Here is a 23,768-nt window from a genome sequence, read left to right as displayed (position 1 = left end):
ATATCCTACTCTAATTGACAAGAAACTACTTGTGCTTTGTGGTGCATATTTACGTTTTGCTGCAAAGTTTGACTGCTGTAGCAAGCGACTCAGCCCAGTAAATCCTGTACTTGTTGTTGCAATTGATGACGATTTAAAGACGCAGGACTTAACACTTCACCGATAACAACATCCACTTTTGACCAAAAACGAGTCGGTCGTTTTGTGAGAGCATGTCCGCCTTTGTGGCTGAAAAAAGAACCCCAAAGCCCTTTTAACGCCATAGGGATGACAGGAACAGGGTTACGTTCAAGGATTTTTTCTACACCAGGGCGAAACTCACCCAATTGACCGTTAGACGTTAAACGACCCTCAGGGAAGATACAGACAACCTCACCGTCGTTAAGTGCTTGTTCAATCTGTTCAAATGCTCGTCGGTAAGTGTCGGCACACTTACGTGGAGAACAGATCGGGATAACACCGGCATGACGGAATACATATTTAAGAACAGGTAGCTCGCTGATGGACTTGTCCATCACAAAACGAACCGGGCGAGTAGAGGTTCCCATCAAAATCAATGCATCGACATAGCTAACATGGTTAGCCACGATTAACGCAGCACCTTGTTCAAGAATATGTTGGCGCCCCTTTACGGACACACGATACATACAATGGCTGAGTAAATAACTGATAAAGCGTTGTGTAAATTCCGGTACTTGGCGATAGACATAGATCGCCACGAAAAAGTTACCTATTGCCATCATGGCAAACAGTTCCACAATAGAAAGCTCTAGTACGCTGAGTACAACGATCGAAACCAAAGCAGACACCACCATAAACAACGCATTCATGATGTTGTTAGCAGCAATGGCACGTGCACACTCCCCTTTGTTTGAACGCGATTGGATGAACGCATAAAGAGGAACAATAAAGACACCGCCGCTTACACCAACAAGGAACAGGTCAATCATGACGCGTAGATGTTTTGATTCAGCAACGAAGTTTTGCACATCATAAAAGTGCACCGGAAGTGATAGATAACTTGGGACTGCCCATAGCAAGTCGACGCCAAACACTGTCAGTCCAAGGATACCGAATGGCAAAATACCAAGCTCAACGTGGTTGAAAGAAAGTTTTTCACACAACCAAGAGCCTGTAGCGATACCAATGGAAAACAATGCCAACAGCAAAGAAACGACAGTGCTATCTGCGAACAAATGTTCGCGTGCGAAGTTAGGGAATTGAGTTAGGTAAGTCGCACCCATGAACCAGAACCAACTGATGGCAAGAATAGACATCCAGATGCCTCTCTGTTTTTTTGCCACTTTTAACGTGTTCTTTAAACCAGAAATCGGTTCAAATTTCGCTTTGTCATTCGATTGGCTAGGCATCGTTGGAATATTCACGCTGCTCATGAACCCAAGCAAAGACAAGGCAATCACGGTACAAGAAGCAATCAAGGTACCATTAGGAATGGCTAGCAGCAGGCCTGCGCTAAGCGTACCTATAAGAATCGAAAGAAACGTGCCCATTTCAACCCAAGCATTTCCTTTAACAAGCTCATTTGGTTTGAGCGCTTGTGGTAGCAAGGCGTATTTCACGGGACCAAAATAGGCCGATTGAGTGCCTGTCATAAACAGCAGAACCAGCATCAGCATGGCACTTTGGGTGGCAATAGCGGTTGCTGCGCAAGACATGATAGCCAGCTCGATGAGCTTTAGACGTCGGATTAATTTGGCTTTGTCCATGCTGTCAGCGACGGCACCAGCATGCGCTGAGAATAGAAAGAAAGGTAGGATGAATAAGCCTGCCGCCAAATTAACGAATAGATTGACGGATATTGGTAGGTTATCAATTTGGCTGTATGTCACCATCAATAACAGAACGTTTTTGTAGATGTTGTCATTGAGTGCGCCAAGGCATTGCGTCACAAAGTAAGGAAAAAAGCGTTTTGAGAAAAACATACGGGCCCCGATTAAACAAAGTCGAATGAGATGGGAGCACTTTATGCTCAATGAACGATTAAACCAGCTTTCTCTTTCAAGTGACGTTGTATGCCACCAAAAGTAACGAAATTCGTTACTTTTATTTCCATTTGTTTATTGAGTTACTAATTGCGAGACTTATTGGTGAGTTTTCTTTCCCATGGTTCAAATAAAGGGAACGTCCAGCGACGCATCGCAATAATCAGAGAGGTGCCGTGTTTTTCGTCCATATCGAGAGAGCTATCACTTTGGCAAGCCTGATAAAACTCATCGATGACCTTTTGCAGTTTCTGTTGTAGCTTCTTGTTGGTTGGTACACTCATCAATCCTGTTGCCATGGAGAACTTTTCATCTTCACCAGAAAAGTAGGTTTGGAAAAAGGCGTCTTGAACTTGCTGTTGGAAGAACCGTTGAATAGGGCCGCCCATCTGCCACTTAAATGTCGGAGATATACGCAAACGAATTTTGTTATTTGGCTGCAAGTTGATGATGTTCAGACGATCCAAATGAGCAAGCTTTTGCACCAGTTCCAACTCATTGAAGGTGTATTGCTGAACGATTTGTTCAAACTGATAGCCATTTACAACACAGATTGCCACGAGTAGCAGGGCTTTATCGTTAACCAACTGCTTTTCTTGCTCTAACGTTAGCGACTCTAGACCTTTATTGTGCGCAGCCGCAAGCTTAAACAGTTCCGCCATTTCTAAACCAATCAATTGGCAAATGCGTTCTAAGCGTTCAAGACTAATGTGTTGACCTTCAGCGAGTAAACGTTTGACGCTTCCTTCACTTAAATCAAGGTGTTGTGCAACATCGGCATAATGCAGCCCAGCTAACTTTAGTTGGCGTTTAAGCTCTTTAATTAACGTATAGCTTTCTGACATTTACGCTGTTACCTCGTCGTGTAACTGCTCTAGGTACGTTTGCATAAAGGTTTTGCGTTTTTGCGCTTCGCGTCTTGCTGACTCTGTGTTCATGGTTTCAGCGATTTTGAATAACTTGGTTTGAAAGTGATCCAGAGTGAATTGTTTATCGTTAAGTTCACGTTCTTCGGCAAATATATCGCTGTCGTTGTAAAGTTGCGCGTTAAATTGAGTGCTGACTTGAATGCATCGCGTCACGCCAATTGCGCCTAAAGCGTCCAGACGGTCGGCATCTTGGACGATTTTAGCTTCCAACGTATTTGGCCTGATGTTTGCGCTAAAGCTGTGTGCCTCTATCGCATGAGCAATGGCATCATGATATTGCTGCGGATAATCGATACTCTCTAAAAATGCGACCGCTTTTTTGGCTGCGATGATTGAGCTCTCTTTGCGATTTGGGTGATCTTTCGGATAAGTAAAGCAATCATGCAAATAGGCAGCCGGTAATACAATCGCGATGTCTGCACTTTCTTCTTTGCAGAGCTGTTTCGCTGTTTTGACCACGCGTTTTACGTGTTTAAGATCATGAGCTGCATCCACTTGCATCTCTTGCTGCATAAATTCCAAAAATTGCGGTTCTATCTGGCTTAATGACGTCATGGTTCATATCTACAACTAAAATGAAGTCAGAAGTATGCCCAACGCTTAGAATAATTTCCAAGTGCGATGGTGTAATTGAGATTCAGCCACCAGAACCTTGTGCAACGTTTGGTACTGAGCCGTTTTATATGGTCTTTCAATGTGTTCAGCGGTTTATGAGACAAGAATAGACAGAGCGAGCAGTGATGTTTACCAGTAGAAAAAAGGCCTGACGATGTCGTCAGGCCTTTTTAGTTTCGCCGATCTTTTTAGCGTTTGAACGTTACTTGCTCTGCTTGTTCAAGATGAATATGAGTTGTTGCAGGCTGTGTTTCTGCAATCACTTTACCGTGACGAACAGAGTAGCGAACCGGCACTTGGCGACGTACTGCGTCAAAACCATTTTCTGCGGGAAGAATCAGTAAACTACCTGGTTTGCCTTCTTCAATGCCGTGCTTATCTTGAATGTTCAGTGTACGTGCTGAATTGGTGCTGATCAGATCCAGTGAGTTGTTGATTTGGTCGTAACCCATCACCTGACACACGTGCAGACCCATATGCAGTACTTGCAGCATGTTTGCAGTGCCTAGTGGGTACCAAGGGTCAAATACATCATCGTGTCCAAAGCAGACGTTGATGTTGGCATTCAGCATCTCTTTCACTCGTGTTACGCCGCGACGTTTTGGGTAATCATCAAAACGTCCTTGTAAGTGAATGTTCACCAATGGATTTGCCACGAAGTTGATACCGGACATGCGTAATAAACGGAACAGGCGAGATGCGTATGCACCGTTGTAGGAACCCATCGCTGTGGTGTGACTGGCCGTGACTTTATTCCCCATATCAAACTTGTGCGCTAATGCTGCCAGTGTTTCAACGAAGCGAGATTGTTCGTCATCGATTTCATCACAATGCACGTCGATCAGACGGTCGTATTTTTGCGCTAATTCGAACACGTAGTGCAGCGATTCAATGCCATATTCGCGTGTGAATTCAAAGTGTGGAATCGCGCCAATCACGTCCGCACCTAATTTGACGGCTTCTTCTAGCAGCTCTTTGCCATTTGGGTAAGAGAGAATTCCTTCCTGCGGGAAGGCGACGATTTGGATATCTACCCATTCTTTCATCTCTTCACGCACTTCTACCATCGCTTTTAGGGCAATTAGGGTAGGGTCTGAAACATCGACGTGGGTACGAACGTGTTGTACGCCGTTTGCTATCTGCCATTTTAAGGTTTGTTTTGCGCGCGCTTTCACGTCTTCAATCGACAGCATTTCTTTGCGCTCAGCCCAACGTTCAATACCCTCAAACAATGTGCCAGAGATGTTCCAGCTTGGCTCGCCTGCGGTTTGAGTTGTATCTAAGTGAATGTGTGGCTCGCAGAAAGGCGCAACCGCCATACCGCCTTCAGCATCGATGATGTCACCGTTATGACTAAGCTCCACATCGTTGCTTTCAATGCGCTTGAATTGACCATCTTCAATCAAAATTTGCTGCAGACCTTCTTGTCCTTTTAGCGTTACGTTTTTGATCAGTAGTGTTGTCATGATGGTTCCTTACGCTGGCTGTGTAGCCAGTGCTTTTTTGTTAAGAATAGGATTAAGAATCAGGAAGCTAATTGCGCCGCCAAGTACAGCGTTAATCGGCACTACGCCAGGCAGGAAGTGTCCCGCACCAACGCCAATCACGACAGCTATAATGCCAGCCCAGTTAACGTTTTGGAATTGGGCGGCTTCAAAGTTTGCGTAGCGTTTACGGTTCGTGAAGAAGTCAGCGATGATCACGCCGCCAATCGGTGGAATTGCCAACGATAAGAAGGTCAGCCAGCCAACAAAGTTATTGTAGAGCCAGAGAGCGCAAAGTGTGCCAACAAGACCGTTCGCCATTGAGATGTATTTACTTGGTAAGCCTGTGATGTTGGAAAATCCAAGACCCGATGCGTAGAGCGCGTTGTCGTTGGTCGTCCAGATGTTCAAGCCAAGAACGATGATAGCTGGAATAAGAAGACCTTGCGCGATCATCACTTCAGAAATGTCTGATTGACCCGTCACCGACGCACCTGCCGCGCCAAAGATAAACATTAACGAGTTACCGATGAAAAATGCCACTATGGTGATCATCACGGCGCTGCGCGGCTTTTTACCAAAGCGTACGAAATCCGCCGTTAATGTACCAGCACTGACAAAAGAGCCGACAACCATCGCGAGAGCTATTGAAAAATCGAGTGGCTCGGTTGGTTGAACTTGTTGTAGTTCGCCAATACCACCAACGCTATTTACTGCCTCGATGACAGAGTAACCGCCAAGTAGCGCAATGGCAGGAACGGCGATTGCTGACAGCACCATCAGTGCTGAGATTCCAAAGTAAACGGTCGCGGTCATGAGCAAACCGGAGACAAGGATCAAAGTATTGGTATCGATGCCCGTTGCTTTATGCACCGGAATCGCAAACATCGCGACACCAACTCCAAACCACCCAACTTGAGTTCCGCCAAGAAGAGCAGAAGGAAGCCAAGAGCCTTTAGAACCAAAAGAGAAACGAGCAAGAAGGTGGGTAGAGAGACCAGTAGAAGCGCCGATGTAACCGAGGAAAGAAGTGTAAATACCGAGGATTAGGTTACCGATGAGAACAGCGAGGAAAAAATCATTAAAGGAGAGCCCAGTACCGAGAGAACCCCCAGTCCACATACTTGCGGAGAAAAAAGTGAGTCCTAACATCACCATTGTAAGTGATGCCACGCCTTTTCTAGCCGTGTTGGGAACTGGTCCAAGACTGTAATTATTGTCTCCAGCCATTATTGCCTCCGCACATTGAAACATTAAATTATAGCACCTGATTTCAGGCAAACGGCGCGTATTATCGTGATGTAAATTTAATAGTCAATGATGAAATTGCAATTTAAACGTTTGCTTGGTTTTTGTTGTGTATTTTTTCTTTTAATAACAATAGTTTGATTTCTAAATTATAAAAGTTAAAAGTTTGGTTTTACGTGTTTTCTATGATTTATAGACAGATTTTCTATGTGAAGTTAATGTTTTGAATTGCTATTTGTTTTTATGGATTGAATTTATCTATAACTCTGAATTGTTCAGTCGATTTCTATGAAAAGAAAACGTTTTCATGATGAGGTTTTTGATTTGGACGTTATTTGTTCTTTTCTTGGGTATATTTTCTTGGTTTTATTTTATGTAGGTGATTTATTTTTGTTGAAGCTGGCATTTCTAATGGTTTAGTGGGCGAATATTTGAATTTTATAAACAGTAAACAATCTGTTGTGGGTAAGAAAAGTACAACCGAGCTCGGTCAGAGGATAAGAGGGCAATAGCCACATAAAAAAATAGCCAACCGCAAAGAGTGCGATTGGCTTATATACATGTGAACAAAATCAAGTTCACTAACAACGTCAGTTGGCTAGGTGACCCTCGGCTTAAGAAGGGTCGATTTATATAATGCAGTTACTGTGCCAACTTTAATATGCCCTAAAATACGTAGTTTCTGTGACATGCGTTGCTTAAAGTTTGAGTGTGTTTGCAATTTGCAACTGCGTTATGCAATTTGACTCTATTATGCTAATGATTGATTAATAAACAATGAACCTTTTAAAGCATGACTAAACTCGCCGTTCCTAAAAAGGCGAAAAAACCAACTACATCTGTCACTGTTGTTAGAATCACCGAGCCAGCCAAAGCGGGGTCCAATTTAAACTTATCCAGAATGATGGGAATCAGCACACCAAATAAAGCTGCGGTAATAATATTGACGATAATGGCCAGCGCGATGGTCCCACCTAGAACCGGAGATTGAAACCACAATCCGGCGAGCCCGCCGATGATGAACGCCCAAGCAATGCCGTTCAGAGAGCCAATACCCAACTCATTTTTCAATAGCTTGAAACGGTTACCTGGGGTGATCTGATTAAGCGCCATCGCACGAATCATTAGAGTGAGCGTTTGGCTGCCAGCAATGCCCCCCATGGATGCAACAATTGGCATGAGCACCGCCAAAGCCACCACCTGCGCAATTACATCTTCAAATAGTCCGATAGTGACAGACGCCAAAATCGCAGTAAGCAAATTGATGCCTAACCAAACACCGCGCTTTTGCGAGCTTTTTAATACTGGCGCAAACAAGTCATCGCCTTCATCCATACCTGTACCGGCCATCAAACGTGCTTCGTAGATTTCACGCTGTGTACTCAATGCAAACTGCCAATCGACTTCACCGATCAGTGTTTGGTCTGCATCAGTTACAGGGAGAGCGGGCAGTGTGCTGTGTTCTAATGCCTCTACCGCTTCAGGAAGCATCATTTTACTGTCTAGAACCGTCACAGCCTCAATAACGAGTGTTTTTAAGCGAGTATCGGGGTCACCACGTAAGATATCGAAGTAGTTGACCGTTCCACGATACTGTTTATTACGATTAATCAGATACACCTGTTGAGGCGTGTCGTAGCTATAGCGCTCCATTAACTGCTTAGCTGTCCCAATCGTAATGTTGAAGGGCAGGGTGATGATCTTACGTTCAGCCCAGTGGCCGAGTTCTTCATCAGCATACTCGTTTGCTTGATCGTAAAGTTCCAACTCATCTTTTTCTATCAACGAGAGCGCTTCGTTGATGATCGACTCTGGCAACGAATCGGCCCATTCGATGAGCGACAAGTTGTCGAGTTTAGCGAGAGTGAGCTTTAGCTCGACTTCAGATAACGCATTGATGATAGAGAAACGTACGTCCGCACGCATTTCCGTTAACACGTCGATATGTAGCTCTAGTGGTAAAGCTCGCCATAAGCGAACACGATCGTCGATTGGAAATGCTTCTAGAATCAGGGCAACCGCGCCGGGCTCGAGGCCCGCTTCAATAGATTCATTGAGCGTTGCGACTTGATCCGCTTCTTCGGCTTGGCCAATTTGCTGGATTAGAGTGGAGAGATCTTGAAACTTGCTCACCGAGTACCCCGATAGTTAATTCGTTTTATGGAAGTATGGCATGTTATTGAGATGCACAACTATGCATCTTAACCTTGCTCAAGGTACTTGAAAGTAACAGAAAAACAATAGGCTATTTGCTGTTGATGGTGAGATATGGCTGTACCAATTGGCGAATGTTCACTTTTGCGCCAATACGGGCTGCCAGCAAGTACATTCCGCCTATTTTTCTGTGCAAAAATAGGGCATCTGCTGGTGGAGTATGCCAGTATTCTTGTTCCATGCTTAAAATAGTGCCAGCTTCGCGAAGCTTTTGTGCTAAGCCACTGGCTTTAAAGTCATAAGGCTCATCAACTAACATCGGTTCACATGCCATTTTCACTAGATCGAGAATCGCTTGGCGCTGGTCTGGAAGGATGGTTTGGCTGAAGAAGCCTATTTGTTCAAGCGCATCATTTAAGCCTTGTTCGTCATTATTCACGACAGACGCAAAAGCTTGGCGATAGCCGGTACTGAACCGTTCGCTGTATTCGCGGGTCGCCCCGAAATCTAGCAAGCCGATTTGACGAGTGTTTTCGATATATAAGTAGTTGGCGAAGTTTGGGTCGGTTTGTACCATCTTAAATTCGAACAGCTCTCGAAACAGTAATTCGAGTAGGCTGTGCATGACAAAATCCCGTGTACTCTGATCATAATGTTCGATTTGCTCAATCGGGCTACCATCAATGAATTCCATCGCGAGAACGGAGTCTGAGCAACTTTCAGTATGAATCTTCGGTACGACAAAATGAGGGTGCTCCTTCAAAGCGTCATGATAACGAATGGCAAATTGTGCCTCTCGTGCGTAATCGGCCTCGTCATGTAGCTGCTTTTTCGCTTCTTCGAGCAATCCTTTGTAGTCGACAGACTCGGGAATCAACCCAACGACCTTGAGCAGTGTACCGACATTATCGACGTCGCTATCGATACTTTTCCGTATGCCCGGATATTGCACTTTGACGGCTAGGTTATCGCCCGCATCGCTGTAAGCTTGGTGCACTTGTCCTATTGATGCACTGGCGATTGGTTTGAAGTTAAATGACAGAAACTCAGCTTTCCAATTCGTTCCTAGCGAACTTTCCATTACTGCGTTGAGTTGTTTTGCAGGCATTGGGTCTGCGTTGGAACGAAGACGGGAAAGAATATCGGCAAGTTCAGGTTCTAAAACATCACCAGCATCCATTGACAGCATTTGACCAAGCTTCATTGCAGCGCCACGTAGGTGAGCAAGTTGGTCAGTTAAACGCGCGATGTTCTGTGGCGTCAGCAAGAGGTCTTTCGCTTTTGGTTTGTTGCCTTTGGCTATCTGCTTCGTGCCTTCTGTAATCACATTGCCTGCGACACGGGTAGCAAGTGAAGCGAACTTGCTGAATCTTGAGATGCGATGGGTAGGTAGGCTTCTTTCCTTTGCCGACATGAATCTTCTCCGCTATTTACTAACTAATTGTTATACGGGAAAAGGATATGTTTGGATACAAATGAAAAGAAAACCGCCAGCGTAACTGGCGGTTTGCGAGTTTAGATAGAGTAGAAGAAGTACAGTTGAGACTTCATTCGGATGATGATCCCGCGAATCACATCTAAGAAGGCCATGAAGCCTATCGGTTTTTCACCGCTGACCCATGCCAGGCCAACAGAGCCAACTGGGATATCGTAGCCTTCTGGCTCATCAATCTTAAGACGAACAAAGTGGTGTTTGTTCTGTAAGTTCTTTCCAGTGGTGACACGTACGGAATCATCGAAACCCAGTAGATTACCTTGTGACTCACCTGTTGCTTCAACAATGCCTTCGACGGTCGCTGAGAAGATCTTACCTGGGTAAACGGACGAAGAGAATTCCGCTGGCTGACCCGGTTTGATGTTACGAATCGCCTGGTGGTTGACTCGCATCAGCACGTACTTCTCGTTGGTGTACATGTTGATACGCGGCATCATCGATACACGCTGACCTTCACGCAGGATAAAGTTGGTGACAAAGCCATCTGTTGGGGCATGAACTTTTGTGCTATTCAAATCCCATTGCGCTTTTGCAATTTGCTCTTCAGCTTGGCGCAGTTCGGCTTGTTTAGTTTCAACTGCAAGTTCCGCTTTATGAATCGCCAGTTTTGCACGGGAAATATCGACTTGTTTCTTCTTGATTTGAGACTCAAGAGTTAACACGTTGTGACGTGCCATATCAACCGCACTCGATTGTTTGTCGATATCGCTTTCCGTGATGGTGTTGTGCACCACTCGGTTTTGCTCAACATAACGATCTAGCATTTTTTTCTGCAATTTGTAGTCAACTTTCGCCGCTTCCAACTGGCTCTTGGATGTTTCTAGATCTTGCACTAGCGCCTCGTGGTTAGCTTCTTCAATCTCGATGTCGCCTTTTGCCGTAGCTAATGCAACGCGAGCAGAATCAGCGGATACGTTCGCTTGATTTAATGCGATTTTGTATTGCGTTGGGTCAAGTTCATAAATGAGCTGACCTTCTTTAACTTGCTGATTCGGCTCAATGTAAATGTGGTCAACTTTACCTTTTACATTGGTTGAATCTGGACGCAATTGGATGTGTGGTGACTGCACGACAGAACCGCCGGATAAATCCATCGGGGTGAAGTTAATCAAACCTACCCAGACGAACATTAGCCAACCCAAGCCGCCAAGATAAGCGAACGATTTGGTTGCTTTGTTCCAAGGCATGCCAACCAAACGCAACAGATAAATGAAGAGTGCCCATACCGCTAAACCTTCTAACATTATGCTTCCTCTTTTGGCTGTGTTTCTGTTTGCGGTTTACTTTTCCATGTATCACGCAGATTGATGATGGCTTTTTCCATATCAACGAATGCAAAGATCACGGCTAGCACCCAAACCCAGTGCCAGACAAACCCTATCCAGGTAAGCGCAGTGATGAGCCCTATCTGATGATGGTCTTTGCTGTGTGCTTTATTGATAGGTAATTCATGGATTTTCCAAAAGCCGTAACACGCGCCCGCGACACTCGCGATTAAAACGACAGCAGCGACAACATGTAACGCCGTATCTGCGCCTGTACCGACAAATGGGACACTCAGTAAACTCATTAAACACTCCTCTATCAAACTGTTGGTGTATTGTGATCTGAATTTGATTTGCGGCTTTCTTTGTGACAGATTCAATCACTATAGGATTAAATTTGATGTAATTGGTTATGAAAACGGTTCGGTTTATTCGCGCGATGGGCATTCTAAACATGCATAACCTCGCGTTATCTAAATACAATTTGGACTCGGATGAGTTAGGGATCCCAGCATCGGTGTTTCGTAACCCAATGACACTGATCCCGCTAAAAGCCGTTGCGGAATGGTATCGTTGTGTTGAACAAGCCAGTGGTGACCCGGATGTGGTGTTGAGTCTCAGCCGAGGTATTGAACTGCAAAAGCTAGGGCCAGTGGGACGCTGGTTATTCTCCGGCAATGATTTGGCCAGTACCATTCGGCGAGTGAATTATGGTGTGAGCAACCTACAATCAGGGGCGTTTTTTGCTGGCGAACAGTCGGGTAAAATCATCAAATGGACTTACCACAACCCGTTTATAGAAACGCCAGTAAAGGTGCACGATAGTATCCGCTGTGCGGTATTTATGATTAAGGTGTTACGCGAATTTCTTGGTAAAGATTACCAGCCTTTACGTGTCAAGGTTTCAGGCTCGAGAAAAAATACTGAGCGATACCGGGAATATTTCGGCTGCGAGGTGGAATGGAGTCAGCCAAAAACAGAGATATGGATCCCGGGAGATGACCGACTAGCTTCTCGCCAAGTGAGCCATCGAGAAGACAACCGTCTAGCGATGAGTTTTTCCGATTTGGATGATTTGCTTAATATGCCCGACCCAGAAGATGAGTTGAAAGTGATTTATGAAGTGGTGAATTACAGCAGCCATTATGGATTGCCAACGTTAGAGCGCGTGTCTTCTCTGCTTGATTTATCTGAACAGCAGTTTCAACGTCGTTTGCATAAATTAGGGCTCAATTTTTCGACGGTTTCTGGCTATGTATTGAGTAATATTGCAGCTGGTTTGTTGAGTAAGCGCGTGAGTATTGATGACATTGCCACGCGCCTTGGTTACACCAATGTGGCGAGCTGCAATCGTATGTTTAAGAAACATCGTGGATTAACGCCCAAGCAGTATATGGGAAGATTAGAGAAGTAGTGCTCCACTTATTTCTATGAGTACAAGCAATAAAAGCCCTCAAAAAAGTAGAGGGCTTTGTTTTTTTGTGTGTTGTTGTTTTATGTAATGGCTATTTTTTAGGGCGCCAACTTAGTGCACTTGCAACAGCGCCGATGGCAACTACATCCTTTTTTTGTTCGCTAAGTTCAGGGAGCATCTGTACCGCAATGGTACCGTTCGTCTGCACAGCGGCAATTTCTTGTGTGCCTTCCTTAAAGCTATAACCCAATGGAATGTCTACCGCCATCATGGCGTCAGGACTAGTATGTACAGTTTCTACATTAAAGTGGGTGCTACCAATACGCACTACGCCTGTCTCTTTCTTCTCAAAGCTGATGTCGATGAGAGCGGATTTTGGCTCCATCGCAAACTCACCGACTTTTTTACCATCTTGAGTAATGTCACAGGTGTAAGGATCATTCCCACCAAAATCGACACCCATGTAGTTAACCGACATACCGCCTCCGGTGCAGTTCAAAAGCCAAGTTTCCCCGCTGTCGATCCGAGTCACTTCTGCGCCCATTGAACCTTCTTTGAAAGAGATACGGTTAAACCAACTTGAGTTAGAAGCACTGCGTGAATACTTGCCTTTGTACTTACCAGCAAAATCAAAATGGCCATCTGCACCGAATCCCCAAAAATCACCGTCGGTTTTGATCAGCATTTCTGGTTGTGCTTTTACGGCATCAGTACGATCCATGACGGCTAGGCCACCACAACCAGCAAGGAGCAAGGGAGCGAATAGAATAAGTTTCTTCATGTTTTTCATTGTTTATAGCTTGGTTACATCTAGGGTTTGGTTGGTGAATTGGATGTTCTGAATGTCGTACAACTCGTCAGTGCCTGTATTTGGGCACTCAACAGAAACACTCTTTGCTTTGATAACAGTACATTCCGCCAGTTTGTGTGGCACGATATAGGTGTTGATACCGCCTTCACCATAAATGCTGTTGTCTTTGCTGTTGCCTTCAAAAGTATTGTTTTGATTATTACCGATCACATTCATCGCGTCGTCGCCAATGATCTTCACTTTTGTTAGCCACTGAGATTTGTAGGTGTACGCTTCTATCAAACCGTCTTTGTTGGGAGCCATACGGAAGGTAGGTACTGTGCCTGGATTTGTCTTTTCTGTGTAGAGCTTGACGCCCGCAGAGTCGATATTCGCGGTATATTGCAAGTATCCGTGGAATAAGCCACTGATCCAATCAACGGCTTGAGGATCTTGGGTTTGCATTTCTTCACGCGTTAACGCTTGGTAGCCATCTAAACCATGTCCGTTTGCTTTTGCTACGCCCATGTACGCTTCAAAAGCGGCAGCAAAATATTCGTGAGAATATGAAGGGCCCGTTTGTTTCACACTTTCAGGATCGAAGTCGTCCGATTTCCAATCGTCCCAGTCATACTGAGTAGGGCGCCACACCGTCGGTTTGCCCGATTGAATATCGTTATAGATGCTTAACGCATGAGCTTGAATGTCATTTTGCAGTGCCGCAGTCGCCGTGTTAGGTGCAATACCTTGCGCTTGGACCAAGTGTAAAATTTCTTCAAAAGCGGCGTCTCGTTCGGCTTTTTTACCAAGATTGGCGCAGTAATCGGCAAAATTACTCATGTAATGGCAATCGCCTTCAACTGTCAGTTCTCGATACATTAAAGATTGGCTATTCCTTAGCCAGTTTGGTGTTTCTTTACTAGTTACTAATGTTGACGCGATAGATGTGACAAGTGTATCCATATCATCTTCGTTAAGTACCATCATGCTTACAACAAACTTTTCTAGAGAACTCGTATCAAAAGAGTGTGCTAAGCCCGAGTTTGTAACTGCGTCGTTCAGTTTGTCTTGGCGAATCAGTTCGTTGATAAAGATTTTGGTTAACATCTCATCATTCTGTTCGTCGTTTTCGGTCAGCATTAGTGTGGCATCACGCTCGGCTAATGTCTTAGCGATACGAGACTTGTCAGCACCGTACTTAGAGTCTGGTTGGTTTGTGAGAAGGTGTTGGATGATTTTGGCTGCACGAAAGATTTTTTCATTATTCGCACCGTCATCAACAGCCACAATGTGAAATGTATCGTTGTTGTTTGCTTCGGAAAGGGAGATTTTCACATAGTGGGTGAAGCCCGAATCAGCAGCCACTTTTAACTTGGCTGGAAACTTTGTAGAAACGACAGTTGGGATTGTGACAGTGCTCAATGTTGGCATTGGTGGAGGTGTTGTTTTCGATGGTTTCGGATTAGATTCACTGCCGCCACAAGCAGTTAGACTTATCGCGCAAAATATGGCTAAAGGTGTTAATTTGGAATATCTCATTTCATGTTACTCGTAGACTTTATTAGAGCAGGAAACTTAGAAGCAACATAAAGTCCTGTCTATATAAGCAAACTAAGTCATATATGTTGATATTGTTTTTTGGTAAGACCTATTATTCGATATATTTAAAAATATAGTGGATTTTTATTCCGAATTTTATTTTCTATGTGAAGCTATATTCTGATAATGAATAAAACCTCAGGTTATTGCATGGTTTTAGGGGTATAGAATGATTAGGATTATCGTATATGTATGGTTTGTAAGCGTATGTAAGCCTGCGTTTTATTAAAATTATCATTTAAGTAGGTTGCGCAGTATAGGACGAGCGATATACTCCCTCCATCATATTGGTGGAGTAAATGATTCATGGTGGGTAATACAATCTTACTGGTAGAAGACGACTCAGAGATTGCTCGATTAACCAAAATGTACCTCGAAGCCGAAGGATATACGGTAACTGTCATCGATAACGGTCAAAATGCATTAGAAACGATTAAGGGGCTCAAGCCGGACCTAGTGCTGTTAGATTTGATGTTACCAGGAAAAAATGGCGCAGAAATATGCCAAGAGGCGCGTAAGTTTTATCATGGTATTATCATTGTTTTGACTGCGACCGATGATGAAATGAGCGAGGTGAGCTTATTTAAGTTTGGTGCTGATGATTACCTTACCAAACCGATAAAAGGCAATATCCTTCTCGCCCGTATTGAAGCAGCGTTGCGTCGCTATTGTCGTCAAGTTGATATCGTTGAAGAAGAAAAGCTGAGCCGATATGGCATTAGTCTTTGTCTTCGTCGCTCCCAAGCATTTTACTTGCAAAAAGATATTGGTTTAACGAGTTCTGAGTTTGAAATTTTAGAGCTCCTGATGCTGAATGTCGATAAGCCAGTATCTCGTGAATCATGTTGCCGTCTTGCCCGAGGCATTGAATACTGTATTACTGATCGTTCGATTGATATGCGTATATCCTCACTAAGGAAGAAATTCTCTAAGGCTCATATCCATACGGCTACCATTAAAACCATACGTCACCACGGCTACATGCTGACAGGTAAATGACGCATGTTTTCCCTGTTTACTCGTCTATATGTGGGGTTAGTAACTGGCCTTGCGCTGACTGTTGCTTTGTTTCTCTTTATGGGGGAAGAGTACATGCGCAAAACAGAAGTCGGTGTTTTTTTGAGTGACGGTGCTTATTTTGTCGATCAATACATTGAGCAACGAGGCACTCCGGATTCTCTCTACAAGAAGTTAACCGAAAACGGCAAGCAAGATTTCTTTATCTTTGATTTAACATTGGTTGAAAACTGGGACGGATCACCGCCTTGTCGAGATTGTAATCTGCTGTACCGTATGCAAGGGATACCTGTTTATCTTATTGATGGCAGTACCTATGCTGCGGTATTCCCTTTGCCTAACACTTCGAAGAGTTTAGTTTTCAAAGAAAAAACGGATTTCTTTAGCCCACACGTTGATTGGAATGAAGATTCTGAGATTGTATTTATACTTACTCTACTTTTGGTTGTTGTATGCAGTTTAGGCATTATGGTTTACATACCTGTACGACGTCTTGACCGCCAAATTCGGCAACTAACGGCTGCGCAACAACAATTTGGTTCTGGTGAGTTGAATACGCGAGTCGAGCTAAAGCAATTTTCGCAACCCGTGAAAGAGCTCGCCCAAGGCTTCAACTGCATGTCTGAAGAGATTGAGAGACGAGTGCGCCAAACACACATCTTTACTCAAGCTATTCCTCATGAAGTGCGCACTCCGCTGAGTCGTATTCAGCTAGCGACGGATTTAGCTCGACGCACGAGTGGTGAAATGCAGGCAGAGTTACATGACGATATTGAACGATACGTTGATGTCGTGACGGATTTAACGTCCGACATTGTCATGCTGTCTCGCTTGAGTGTGAAAAACCACTCATGGATCGATTCTGTTGAAATCATGGAACTGCCACTTTGGTGTAAAAGCCGCATGAATTACCTAGGCTTAGAGTCCGCCATGTTGAGAGCAGAAAATAAACTCGCGAACCAATTGATTCACTTTCAGCCTACTTTGGGTAACCTCGTCCTCGATAATTTACTGCAAAACGCCAAGCGTTACGGTGAATCCTGCGTTGAGGTGGCGATTCGAACGGTAGCGGATTGCTGGAGCATCGATATTGAGGACGATGGCCCGGGCATCCCTGAGGCGATGCGAGAAGAAGTATTTATGCCATTTTCGCGCTTAGACAAAAGCCGCAACGCCGACATGACAGGCTTTGGTTTAGGGCTTGCCATCGCTACCAGTGCAGCGCGGCAACTGGGGTGGGAGCTTTCTGTCGGCGAGAGTCACTTAGGCGGTGCACGTTTTACGGTGCTTATTCCTGCCAACGATTAGAGTAGGCTCTGCGGTAGTCTGGCTCAGCGATACCTGCATACAAATCGTCACAAGCTTGCAGTGGACCTACGACGGTTCGGTAGGGTAGGACACCTGCCCAAACAGGAATGTCCATGTCTTCCGCATCGTCGTTGACGCCAAAATTGCTGATTTTCACTGATGCTTCTAGGAGTGGAATACGCAGCAGCATGGTGGCTTTGAGTTCTTTTTCATTACTCAAACGGACTTGTTCTGTTCTCCCCGGAGCGATCTGTTCAATAAAGTGATTCAGCAACCTGTCTTTCTCTTGGTTATCTTCCACCACCTCAAACTGGCCAAAGACCACAGCACTGCGATAATGCGCACTGTGGTGAAACGCACTTCGAGCCAATACCCAACCATCAAACAAAGTAAAGGTTAAGCACGTTTGCACTCCTTGTTTGAGTGAGCGTAACAGTCGACTGTTGTTGGCACCATGGATATACACGTAATCATCGACACGCCATGCCAGCATAGGGATGACCACAGGGCCTGACTCGTTGGTTATCGCAATATGAGCGATTAGGCTTTCATCTATGATGGCGTGCAGTTTGCTAACATCAGAGACGGCTTTATGTGCGCCTTTTTTAATTTCCGTTCTATTGGTGTTGGATAGCATTTTCTCTCCTTGTTTGCTCACGATTACGAGCGATTGATCCTCATTCTTTGATTGCAATGTAGCGTTTAACTGGTAGCTTAAAGAGAGCCACTTTTAACTAATGGATGGATCCAGTTTGTCTTTGATTGATATCGGTGACCTGCATTTAAAAGACACTGATGGAACGCGTCAGCAAGCGTTGTTTTTTGCTATTCGCAAGAAAATTGTTCAAGGACTGTGGATGAAGAATGGGAAGCTGCCTTCTACGCGGAAGCTTTCACAAGAGCTTAATCTAAGTAGGAATACCGTGATTTCTGCCTACGAACAGTTAGTGGCGGAAGGGTACTTGAACAGCCAAAAAGGTTCTGGTTTTTATGTTGCCGTAGAACTGCCAGAGCAGTACTTGCCTGAACCTAGTTCAGTTCAGAGAGACTCATCACCGAAAGCTCACTTTGATATCAACCGCGCATTTGCACCGGGTGTGCCGGATTTGGACGCATTTCCGATGGCGCAATGGCAAAAGTTACTCACTCGCCATATGTCTCGTACTTGCTTGTTGGGGAATCAAGATATTCAGGGTAGTTGGGCATTGCGCTGTGCTTTAGCTGACTACCTCGCATCAAGCCGTTCAGTGAATTGTTCTCCAGAGCGCATCATTATTACCTCTGGGGCGCAGCAAGCGTTGTCGATTGCGACGATGGTAGTGCTCAAACAAGGTGATAAGGTTCTGATGGAGCAACCAGGTTACGCGCAAATGCGGAAGTTGATTCAATTCCAGCAGTATCAATTTGAGCCTTTATTCGTCCGAGAGAAACTAGGCTTTGATGTGGAAGCTGTGACCACAAGCGATGCCGATGCCCTGTATATCACCCCAAGCAATCAATATCCGATGGGCACCACACTCAATACTGAGCAAAGAGGGAAGATCATCAACTGGGCAGTCGAACAGTCACGTTGGATCATCGAAGACGATTATGACAGCGAATTCCAGTTTGCTCATCGTCCCTATACCAGCTTACAGGGGCTAGCGGCTCAAATGGGTCGAGATGATCGTGTGTTGTATGTGGGTTCCTTCAGTAAAGTGATGTTTAACGGATTGCGGCTTGGCTACCTTGTAGTTCCTGAACGTTTAATAGAGCAATGTTTAGTGGTTAAGGATGCGTTAAGTGGTGATTCGCCGACGCATACACAAGAAGCATTGGCAGACTTTATTACTGAAGGTGGGTTATTACGTCATATTCGAAAAATGCGTCGACTGTACAAAACTAAGCATGAACAGATGCATGTATCCATTCAACAGCATTTTGGCGACCGTGTTTGCGTCGTTAGCCAAGCGGCGGGGCTTCATGTTACGTTGAAATGGCAAGACGGTATGGATGAGCAGCGTTTTATAAAACTAGCAGAGCATGAAGGGATCATCTTGCGACCTTTGAGCTATTATGAACACCCAGATTTTCAAGCACGTCACTGGCATGGTGCCGTGCTTGGTTACGGCAATATCGCGTTAGAGAACATAGACGCTGGTATCCAACGTTTAGCTCACATATTTCGAAATGGGAAGCGATGACTATTCAACTACACGTGTTTGTCGCTTATGTCGCCACTGTTTCCAAGGCAGTAAAAGTAGAGTAAAAATGCCAAGTGCATAAAACATTGACCAGCCTAAACATATAAAAACACCGGTACAAAGCAGTAGGGACAGTCCCGCAAGTGTTTTACCAAATCCTCGAAGCAATTTAAAAGCGGCTAACATCGCCAACATGTAAACTAGAACGAATACACTGTTTGCGAGTTTTAGGAAAAACTCCAGATCGAGCTGTGATAGGGTTCCTATCACACAAGATATCAATAATATACCGCCAACTAATATGGTGGCTGAGAAAGGGACACCACGACGCGAAATCTTGGCTAGTGGACTAGAAGGACGATGTTCCCGAGCTTGAGCCCAGACCATTCGCGCTAGGCTCTGTGTGTATAAGTTAACGCTCGCGAAACAAGCGGAGAAACCTATCAAGCTGATTATCCATTTGGCTCCATCGCCTAGTAGTTGGGCACTAAGCCAGGGGATGGATGCGTTATCAAATTGAGCGTTACCATACGCGCCAAATTTTAAAATAACGACAGAGCATGCCCAATAGGTAGCCCCTGCTACAAAACAACCGACCACAATGGCAATAGGGAAATCTCTTTGAGGGTTTTTGAACTCTTCCCCCATATGGGCAAAAGCCTCTATGCCAACAAAACACCAGAACATCACGCCTAACGCTGCGGTAATAGGCCAAATTGACTCTTGTGTGATGGCGGGCATCACAAGATCGGCGCTGTTAACGTCGCCTTTCCATAAAAATGCGCCAACAAGTGCGAAGACACTCAAAGCAATAAGAGTTTGTAAATGACCTGATGATTTTGTGCCCATCAAGTTGACGAACACAAGAAGTACTACCGTGAGAACTTGTGCAAACAGATTGTTGCTAATAGGCTCTGGCAATATTTGTTGTAGAAAGCCTGCGGCGAGTGCAATCGCGGCCGGAACCCCTACCGGAATGACACTAACAAATAGCCAAGCGACACTACTTTCCAGCTTGGCGTTAAAGGCTTTGCGTACAAAAAAGGCTGTTCCGCCCGCGTTGGGGTATCGTTTACCCAGTTGAGCAAAAGTCAGCGCAATAGGACAAATCGCGATGAACAATAAAATCCAAGCCCATAGTGAAAAATAGCCAGCTATACCTGCTGCGATAGCCGGGATCATAAACAGCCCCGTTCCCATTAATGTGGTGGATAACTGTGCGATACCTGATGTGAGTGAAATGTCTTTTTTGAGCTCTTCCATGCGAATTGATTCATCCAATGTTATGAGGCTTATTACGAAAAAGCTTGTAGCTTCTGATTATTTCGTTTTATGTGTTTAAGCGATGCTATTTATGTGTTGAGTGTATAAGGTGGGAATTTGATTTCAATGTGTTATCTATTTTCTGTTGAAATGGATAACAGCACTCATCTCATGCCCGCCAAATAGCATATCCAAAATGTTAATAACAAAATGATTTACTAAACCGTCAATATGACGGTTGTTTTAAATAATTCCAACAAAATGTTGGTTTCTTATGCAGTTAGAATCGGTATAGAATGAGAAAAATAAGGAAAGCTTGGTAACGGTATGGACAAGTTTGATCATAAGATTGTGGATCTGCTCAGGCACAACGCTCGGCTGTCGGTGACTGAAATTGCGGATAAAGTAAACCTTTCTCGTTCTGCGGTAACGGCCCGTATTCGCAAGCTAGAGCATGACAAAGTGATTCTAGGGTATCACGCTGAAATTGCGCCTTCGGGTGGGGATTCGATTTGCGCCTATTTTGCCTTAAAGTTCGATAAATCAACCTCTACGTATTATTGCGAATCATACGCGGACGAATTATACAAAATTGATGGCGTAAAATGGTGTCATGCGATCAGCGGTGAGACGGACATGATGGTTTTTGTCGAAGTGCCTACTATGGCTCGCTTGAATGAAATCAGAGATCAAATTCAACGATATCCAGAGCTTCGAAACCTGATGACTCATACCGTCTTAGCTGAATTCTTTAACACGACTGGGAACCTGTTTGTGAAGTGACCATGAATGGATGCCATGTTGAAAACCCTTCTGAGCGAATATGTTAAACAACATTAATTTGAATCTACTTAGATCCTTGCATGTACTTTTAGAGGAGTGTCATGTCAGCCGGACCGCAGAACGTTTGCACATTACGCAGTCTGCCGTCAGTCGACAGCTTGCACAATTGCGCGATCTGTGTGGTGACCCACTGCTTATTCGTCAAGGTAATCAACTGATACCAACGCCACGAGCAATAGCGTTAAAATCAAAGCTTGATGCATTACTGGCTGAGTTTGACCATTTACTCGATGACCAACCTTTTGAGCCGCGGCAGTGGCAAGGTGAGCTTGTTATTGCTTCTAGTGACTACGTGGCGCAATACGTATTGCCCGATATTGCCTCTCACTTGGGTGAACAAGCGCCACAGTTAGATATGGCGTACCGACTGTGGCAACCCAACTTTCTTGATAAACTTCATGAGACGGGCATCCATATCGCGTCTTCTATGTATCCAGAAAAACCACAGAGTGTGTCGAGCGTTAAAATTGGTGAGGATTCATCAGTTTGTTTGATGAAATCTTCTCATCCGTTAGCAAAGCAGGACCAGATCAGTATTGAAGACTTGATTTCATATTCACACATTAAAGTGACTGGCGGCGGAGACAAAGATTCCTACACTGATTTAGCATTGAAAGAGCTAGGGCACACCCGCCACGTTACCTTTAAGGTTCCATTCTTCTCTGCTGCGATCAATCGCTTAGTTGCAAGTGAGCACCTGATGGTGGCTCCTGAACATATTGCCGTTAACCTCGCTAAACATTGGGACGTAACCCATAAAGCATTACCACTCGAAACACCTATTCATCAATATTGGTTAATGTGGCACCCCAAATACGACACGGATCCTGCGCATAAATGGGTGCGAGAAGAGATTCGCTCAGTAATGCAAATCTCTGAGTATTCCATTCGCTAATACGTACACCGTTTAGCTATGACTTGAAGTCATGATTAGTATGAATAACTTTGATTTCTAATTATACCTCTTCCGTTGATAGAGTGAGCTTCAAAGAGGGGAGATTCTTATGACACTAACAGTTTGGTTATCACTTTTTACCGTGTGTTTATTAGGGGCTATGTCACCAGGTCCCAGCTTAGCTATTGTCGCTAAGCACTCGTTGGCTGGTGGACGTATCAATGGATTAGCTACGGCTTGGGCTCATGCGTTTGGCATTGGTATATATGCGTTTATTACCTTGATTGGGCTCGCTGTTGTTTTGCAGCAAAGCCCGATGCTGTTCAAGACGATTAGCCTTGTGGGTGCGGCATATCTTGCGTATTTAGGGTTTAATGCTTTGCGTTCAAAAGGTGGTGTGGCTGCGAAGTTGGAGTCAGGTGAGGAAACAACGGTAATCCAGTCTGCGCGAGAAGGCTTTTTTATCTCGATTTTAAGTCCCAAAATTGCTTTGTTTTTTATCGCATTATTCAGTCAGTTTGTCGCGCTCGGTAATGATTTGAGTAATCAGATGATCATTGTTGCCACGCCGTTTGTTGTGGATGGGCTTTGGTACACCTTTATTACCCTAGTGCTATCGAGCTCTAAAGTCGTTGACAGAATTCGCTCTAAGGCAGTGTTGATTGATCGTTTGTCAGGGGTAGTACTCATGCTGCTGGCTCTTAGAGTGGTCGTAACGGTATAGACAAGCTCGCAAGACAGAAATACTAAAAGCAGCCCGTGTGGCTGCTTTTCAAAAAAGCACCCTGCCATTTTAAGGACAGGGTGAAAGCAAGAAGTTTCTCAGGAGCGGTCGGGGGAGAGAAACTCATCTAAATCTTATTTACTTACCGGCGAACCTCTTCAAATTCACCTTCAATCGCATCTGCTTTACCTGTATTAAACTCATACTCTTCGTGCATTTCTCTCTGCATTTTCTTGACGCGCTTTTCAATACGTTTACCGGTAATTAATGCTGCGATGGTCAACGGAATCGCAATGATCAAGCTAAATACTAACGTAAAAAAGCCGGTAATCAGTGCTAGTGCAGTTACAATAATCCGATTCATAATCATGACCTCTCTGTAATTTATGTGCTCAGATTAATGCTGTGAACATGAACAAAACATGAATGCTGACGTTCACTTTGTCCGGAGAGTGTCAAATGAATGAAACGAAAAAACGCCTGAGGGTGATCAGGCGTATAAACGGGGAAAAATATTAGTAATGCGCATGGCGCTTATT

Annotated in this window: 21 protein-coding genes; 7 read left to right on the top strand and 14 right to left on the bottom strand. The window is 44.5% G+C overall.

Annotated features, from left to right (window positions below; all coding sequences use genetic code 11):
• Nucleotides 1–89: 89 nt before the first annotated feature.
• The 9 genes from J4N40_RS20460 to J4N40_RS20420 form a co-directional block, all read right to left on the bottom strand.
• On the bottom strand, nt 90–1,943 hold the full coding sequence (locus J4N40_RS20460; protein ID WP_115386526.1) for an MFS transporter: 1,854 nt from the start codon (nt 1,941–1,943) through the stop codon (nt 90–92).
• A gap of 146 nt (nt 1,944–2,089) precedes the next feature.
• Nucleotides 2,090–2,848, bottom strand: coding sequence for a helix-turn-helix domain-containing protein (locus tag J4N40_RS20455; RefSeq protein ID WP_115386527.1), 759 nt, complete (start codon nt 2,846–2,848; stop codon nt 2,090–2,092).
• Complete coding sequence (locus tag J4N40_RS20450) at nt 2,849–3,487, bottom strand: HD domain-containing protein (protein ID WP_115386528.1); 639 nt, start codon at nt 3,485–3,487, stop codon at nt 2,849–2,851. It lies immediately after the preceding gene.
• Between the two features lie 248 nt (nt 3,488–3,735).
• Nucleotides 3,736–5,013, bottom strand: coding sequence for a cytosine deaminase (locus J4N40_RS20445; RefSeq protein WP_025767946.1), 1,278 nt, complete (start codon nt 5,011–5,013; stop codon nt 3,736–3,738).
• A 9-nt stretch (nt 5,014–5,022) separates the two neighbouring features.
• Nucleotides 5,023–6,261, bottom strand: coding sequence for a cytosine permease (gene codB / locus J4N40_RS20440; protein WP_115386530.1), 1,239 nt, complete (start codon nt 6,259–6,261; stop codon nt 5,023–5,025).
• An 804-nt stretch (nt 6,262–7,065) separates the two neighbouring features.
• Complete coding sequence (locus J4N40_RS20435; RefSeq protein WP_250654480.1) at nt 7,066–8,412, bottom strand: magnesium transporter; 1,347 nt, start codon at nt 8,410–8,412, stop codon at nt 7,066–7,068.
• A gap of 112 nt (nt 8,413–8,524) precedes the next feature.
• Nucleotides 8,525–9,847, bottom strand: a complete 1,323-nt coding sequence (locus J4N40_RS20430) for an ABC1 kinase family protein (protein WP_005373639.1) — start codon at nt 9,845–9,847, stop codon at nt 8,525–8,527.
• 101 nt (nt 9,848–9,948) lie between these two features.
• Complete coding sequence (locus J4N40_RS20425; RefSeq protein ID WP_054577755.1) at nt 9,949–11,172, bottom strand: HlyD family secretion protein; 1,224 nt, start codon at nt 11,170–11,172, stop codon at nt 9,949–9,951.
• Nucleotides 11,172–11,498: an MFS transporter gene (locus tag J4N40_RS20420; protein WP_017635162.1), complete on the bottom strand. Its 327-nt coding sequence runs from the start codon at nt 11,496–11,498 to the stop codon at nt 11,172–11,174. The genes J4N40_RS20425 and J4N40_RS20420 overlap by 1 nt, the downstream gene beginning before the upstream one ends.
• 107 nt (nt 11,499–11,605) lie before the next feature.
• Between J4N40_RS20420 and J4N40_RS20415 the strand changes: the two genes are divergently transcribed.
• Nucleotides 11,606–12,607 (top strand): AraC family transcriptional regulator, encoded by a 1,002-nt coding sequence (locus J4N40_RS20415; protein ID WP_250654479.1) that lies wholly within the window; start codon nt 11,606–11,608, stop codon nt 12,605–12,607.
• Between the two features lie 91 nt (nt 12,608–12,698).
• Here the strand turns inward: J4N40_RS20415 and J4N40_RS20410 are convergent, their stop codons facing one another.
• Nucleotides 12,699–13,388, bottom strand: a complete 690-nt coding sequence (locus tag J4N40_RS20410) for a VV20781 family protein (RefSeq protein WP_081051361.1) — start codon at nt 13,386–13,388, stop codon at nt 12,699–12,701.
• 12 nt (nt 13,389–13,400) lie between these two features.
• Nucleotides 13,401–14,936, bottom strand: a complete 1,536-nt coding sequence (locus tag J4N40_RS20405; protein ID WP_250654478.1) for a hypothetical protein — start codon at nt 14,934–14,936, stop codon at nt 13,401–13,403.
• Nucleotides 14,937–15,302: 366 nt separating this feature from the next.
• Between J4N40_RS20405 and J4N40_RS20400 the strand changes: the two genes are divergently transcribed.
• Together J4N40_RS20400 and J4N40_RS20395 are read left to right on the top strand one after the other, a co-directional pair.
• A complete protein-coding gene (locus J4N40_RS20400; RefSeq protein WP_005373624.1) occupies nt 15,303–15,995 on the top strand; it encodes a response regulator transcription factor in 693 nt (230 codons plus the stop codon).
• Between the two features lie 3 nt (nt 15,996–15,998).
• Entirely contained in the window at nt 15,999–17,321 is a 1,323-nt protein-coding gene (locus J4N40_RS20395; protein WP_250654477.1) for an ATP-binding protein, read from the top strand.
• Here the strand turns inward: J4N40_RS20395 and J4N40_RS20390 are convergent.
• On the bottom strand, nt 17,302–17,958 hold the full coding sequence (locus tag J4N40_RS20390; RefSeq protein ID WP_250654476.1) for a pyridoxamine 5'-phosphate oxidase family protein: 657 nt from the start codon (nt 17,956–17,958) through the stop codon (nt 17,302–17,304). The genes J4N40_RS20395 and J4N40_RS20390 overlap by 20 nt on opposite strands.
• A 100-nt stretch (nt 17,959–18,058) precedes the next feature.
• Between J4N40_RS20390 and pdxR the strand changes: the two genes are divergently transcribed.
• Complete coding sequence (gene pdxR, locus J4N40_RS20385) at nt 18,059–19,504, top strand: MocR-like pyridoxine biosynthesis transcription factor PdxR (protein ID WP_250654475.1); 1,446 nt, start codon at nt 18,059–18,061, stop codon at nt 19,502–19,504.
• Here pdxR and yjeH read toward each other — a convergent pair whose 3' ends face one another.
• Complete coding sequence (yjeH, locus tag J4N40_RS20380) at nt 19,505–20,767, bottom strand: L-methionine/branched-chain amino acid transporter (protein ID WP_042522677.1); 1,263 nt, start codon at nt 20,765–20,767, stop codon at nt 19,505–19,507.
• Between the two features lie 327 nt (nt 20,768–21,094).
• Here yjeH and J4N40_RS20375 point away from each other — a divergent pair, with 327 nt between their 5' ends.
• The 3 genes from J4N40_RS20375 to J4N40_RS20365 all read left to right on the top strand — a co-directional run bounded on the left by J4N40_RS20375 (nt 21,095) and on the right by J4N40_RS20365 (nt 23,229).
• Entirely contained in the window at nt 21,095–21,550 is a 456-nt protein-coding gene (locus J4N40_RS20375; RefSeq protein ID WP_005373615.1) for an Lrp/AsnC family transcriptional regulator, read from the top strand.
• Nucleotides 21,551–21,590: 40 nt separating this feature from the next.
• Nucleotides 21,591–22,505, top strand: a complete 915-nt coding sequence (locus tag J4N40_RS20370) for a LysR family transcriptional regulator (RefSeq protein WP_042522676.1) — start codon at nt 21,591–21,593, stop codon at nt 22,503–22,505.
• Nucleotides 22,506–22,614: 109 nt separating this feature from the next.
• The gene (locus J4N40_RS20365; RefSeq protein ID WP_005373611.1) at nt 22,615–23,229 is read left to right on the top strand and encodes a LysE family translocator; all 615 of its coding nucleotides are present in this window, start codon (nt 22,615–22,617) and stop codon (nt 23,227–23,229) included.
• A gap of 142 nt (nt 23,230–23,371) precedes the next feature.
• Here J4N40_RS20365 and J4N40_RS20360 read toward each other — a convergent pair whose 3' ends face one another.
• Entirely contained in the window at nt 23,372–23,593 is a 222-nt protein-coding gene (locus J4N40_RS20360) for a hypothetical protein (protein WP_005373607.1), read from the bottom strand.
• Nucleotides 23,594–23,768: the final 175 nt, after the last annotated feature.

The sequence above is a fragment of the Vibrio sp. SCSIO 43097 genome (assembly GCF_023650755.1).
In the GTDB taxonomy this organism is placed as follows: Bacteria; Pseudomonadota; Gammaproteobacteria; order Enterobacterales; family Vibrionaceae; genus Vibrio; species Vibrio alginolyticus.
This window is presented reverse-complemented; position numbering and strand designations above follow the sequence as displayed.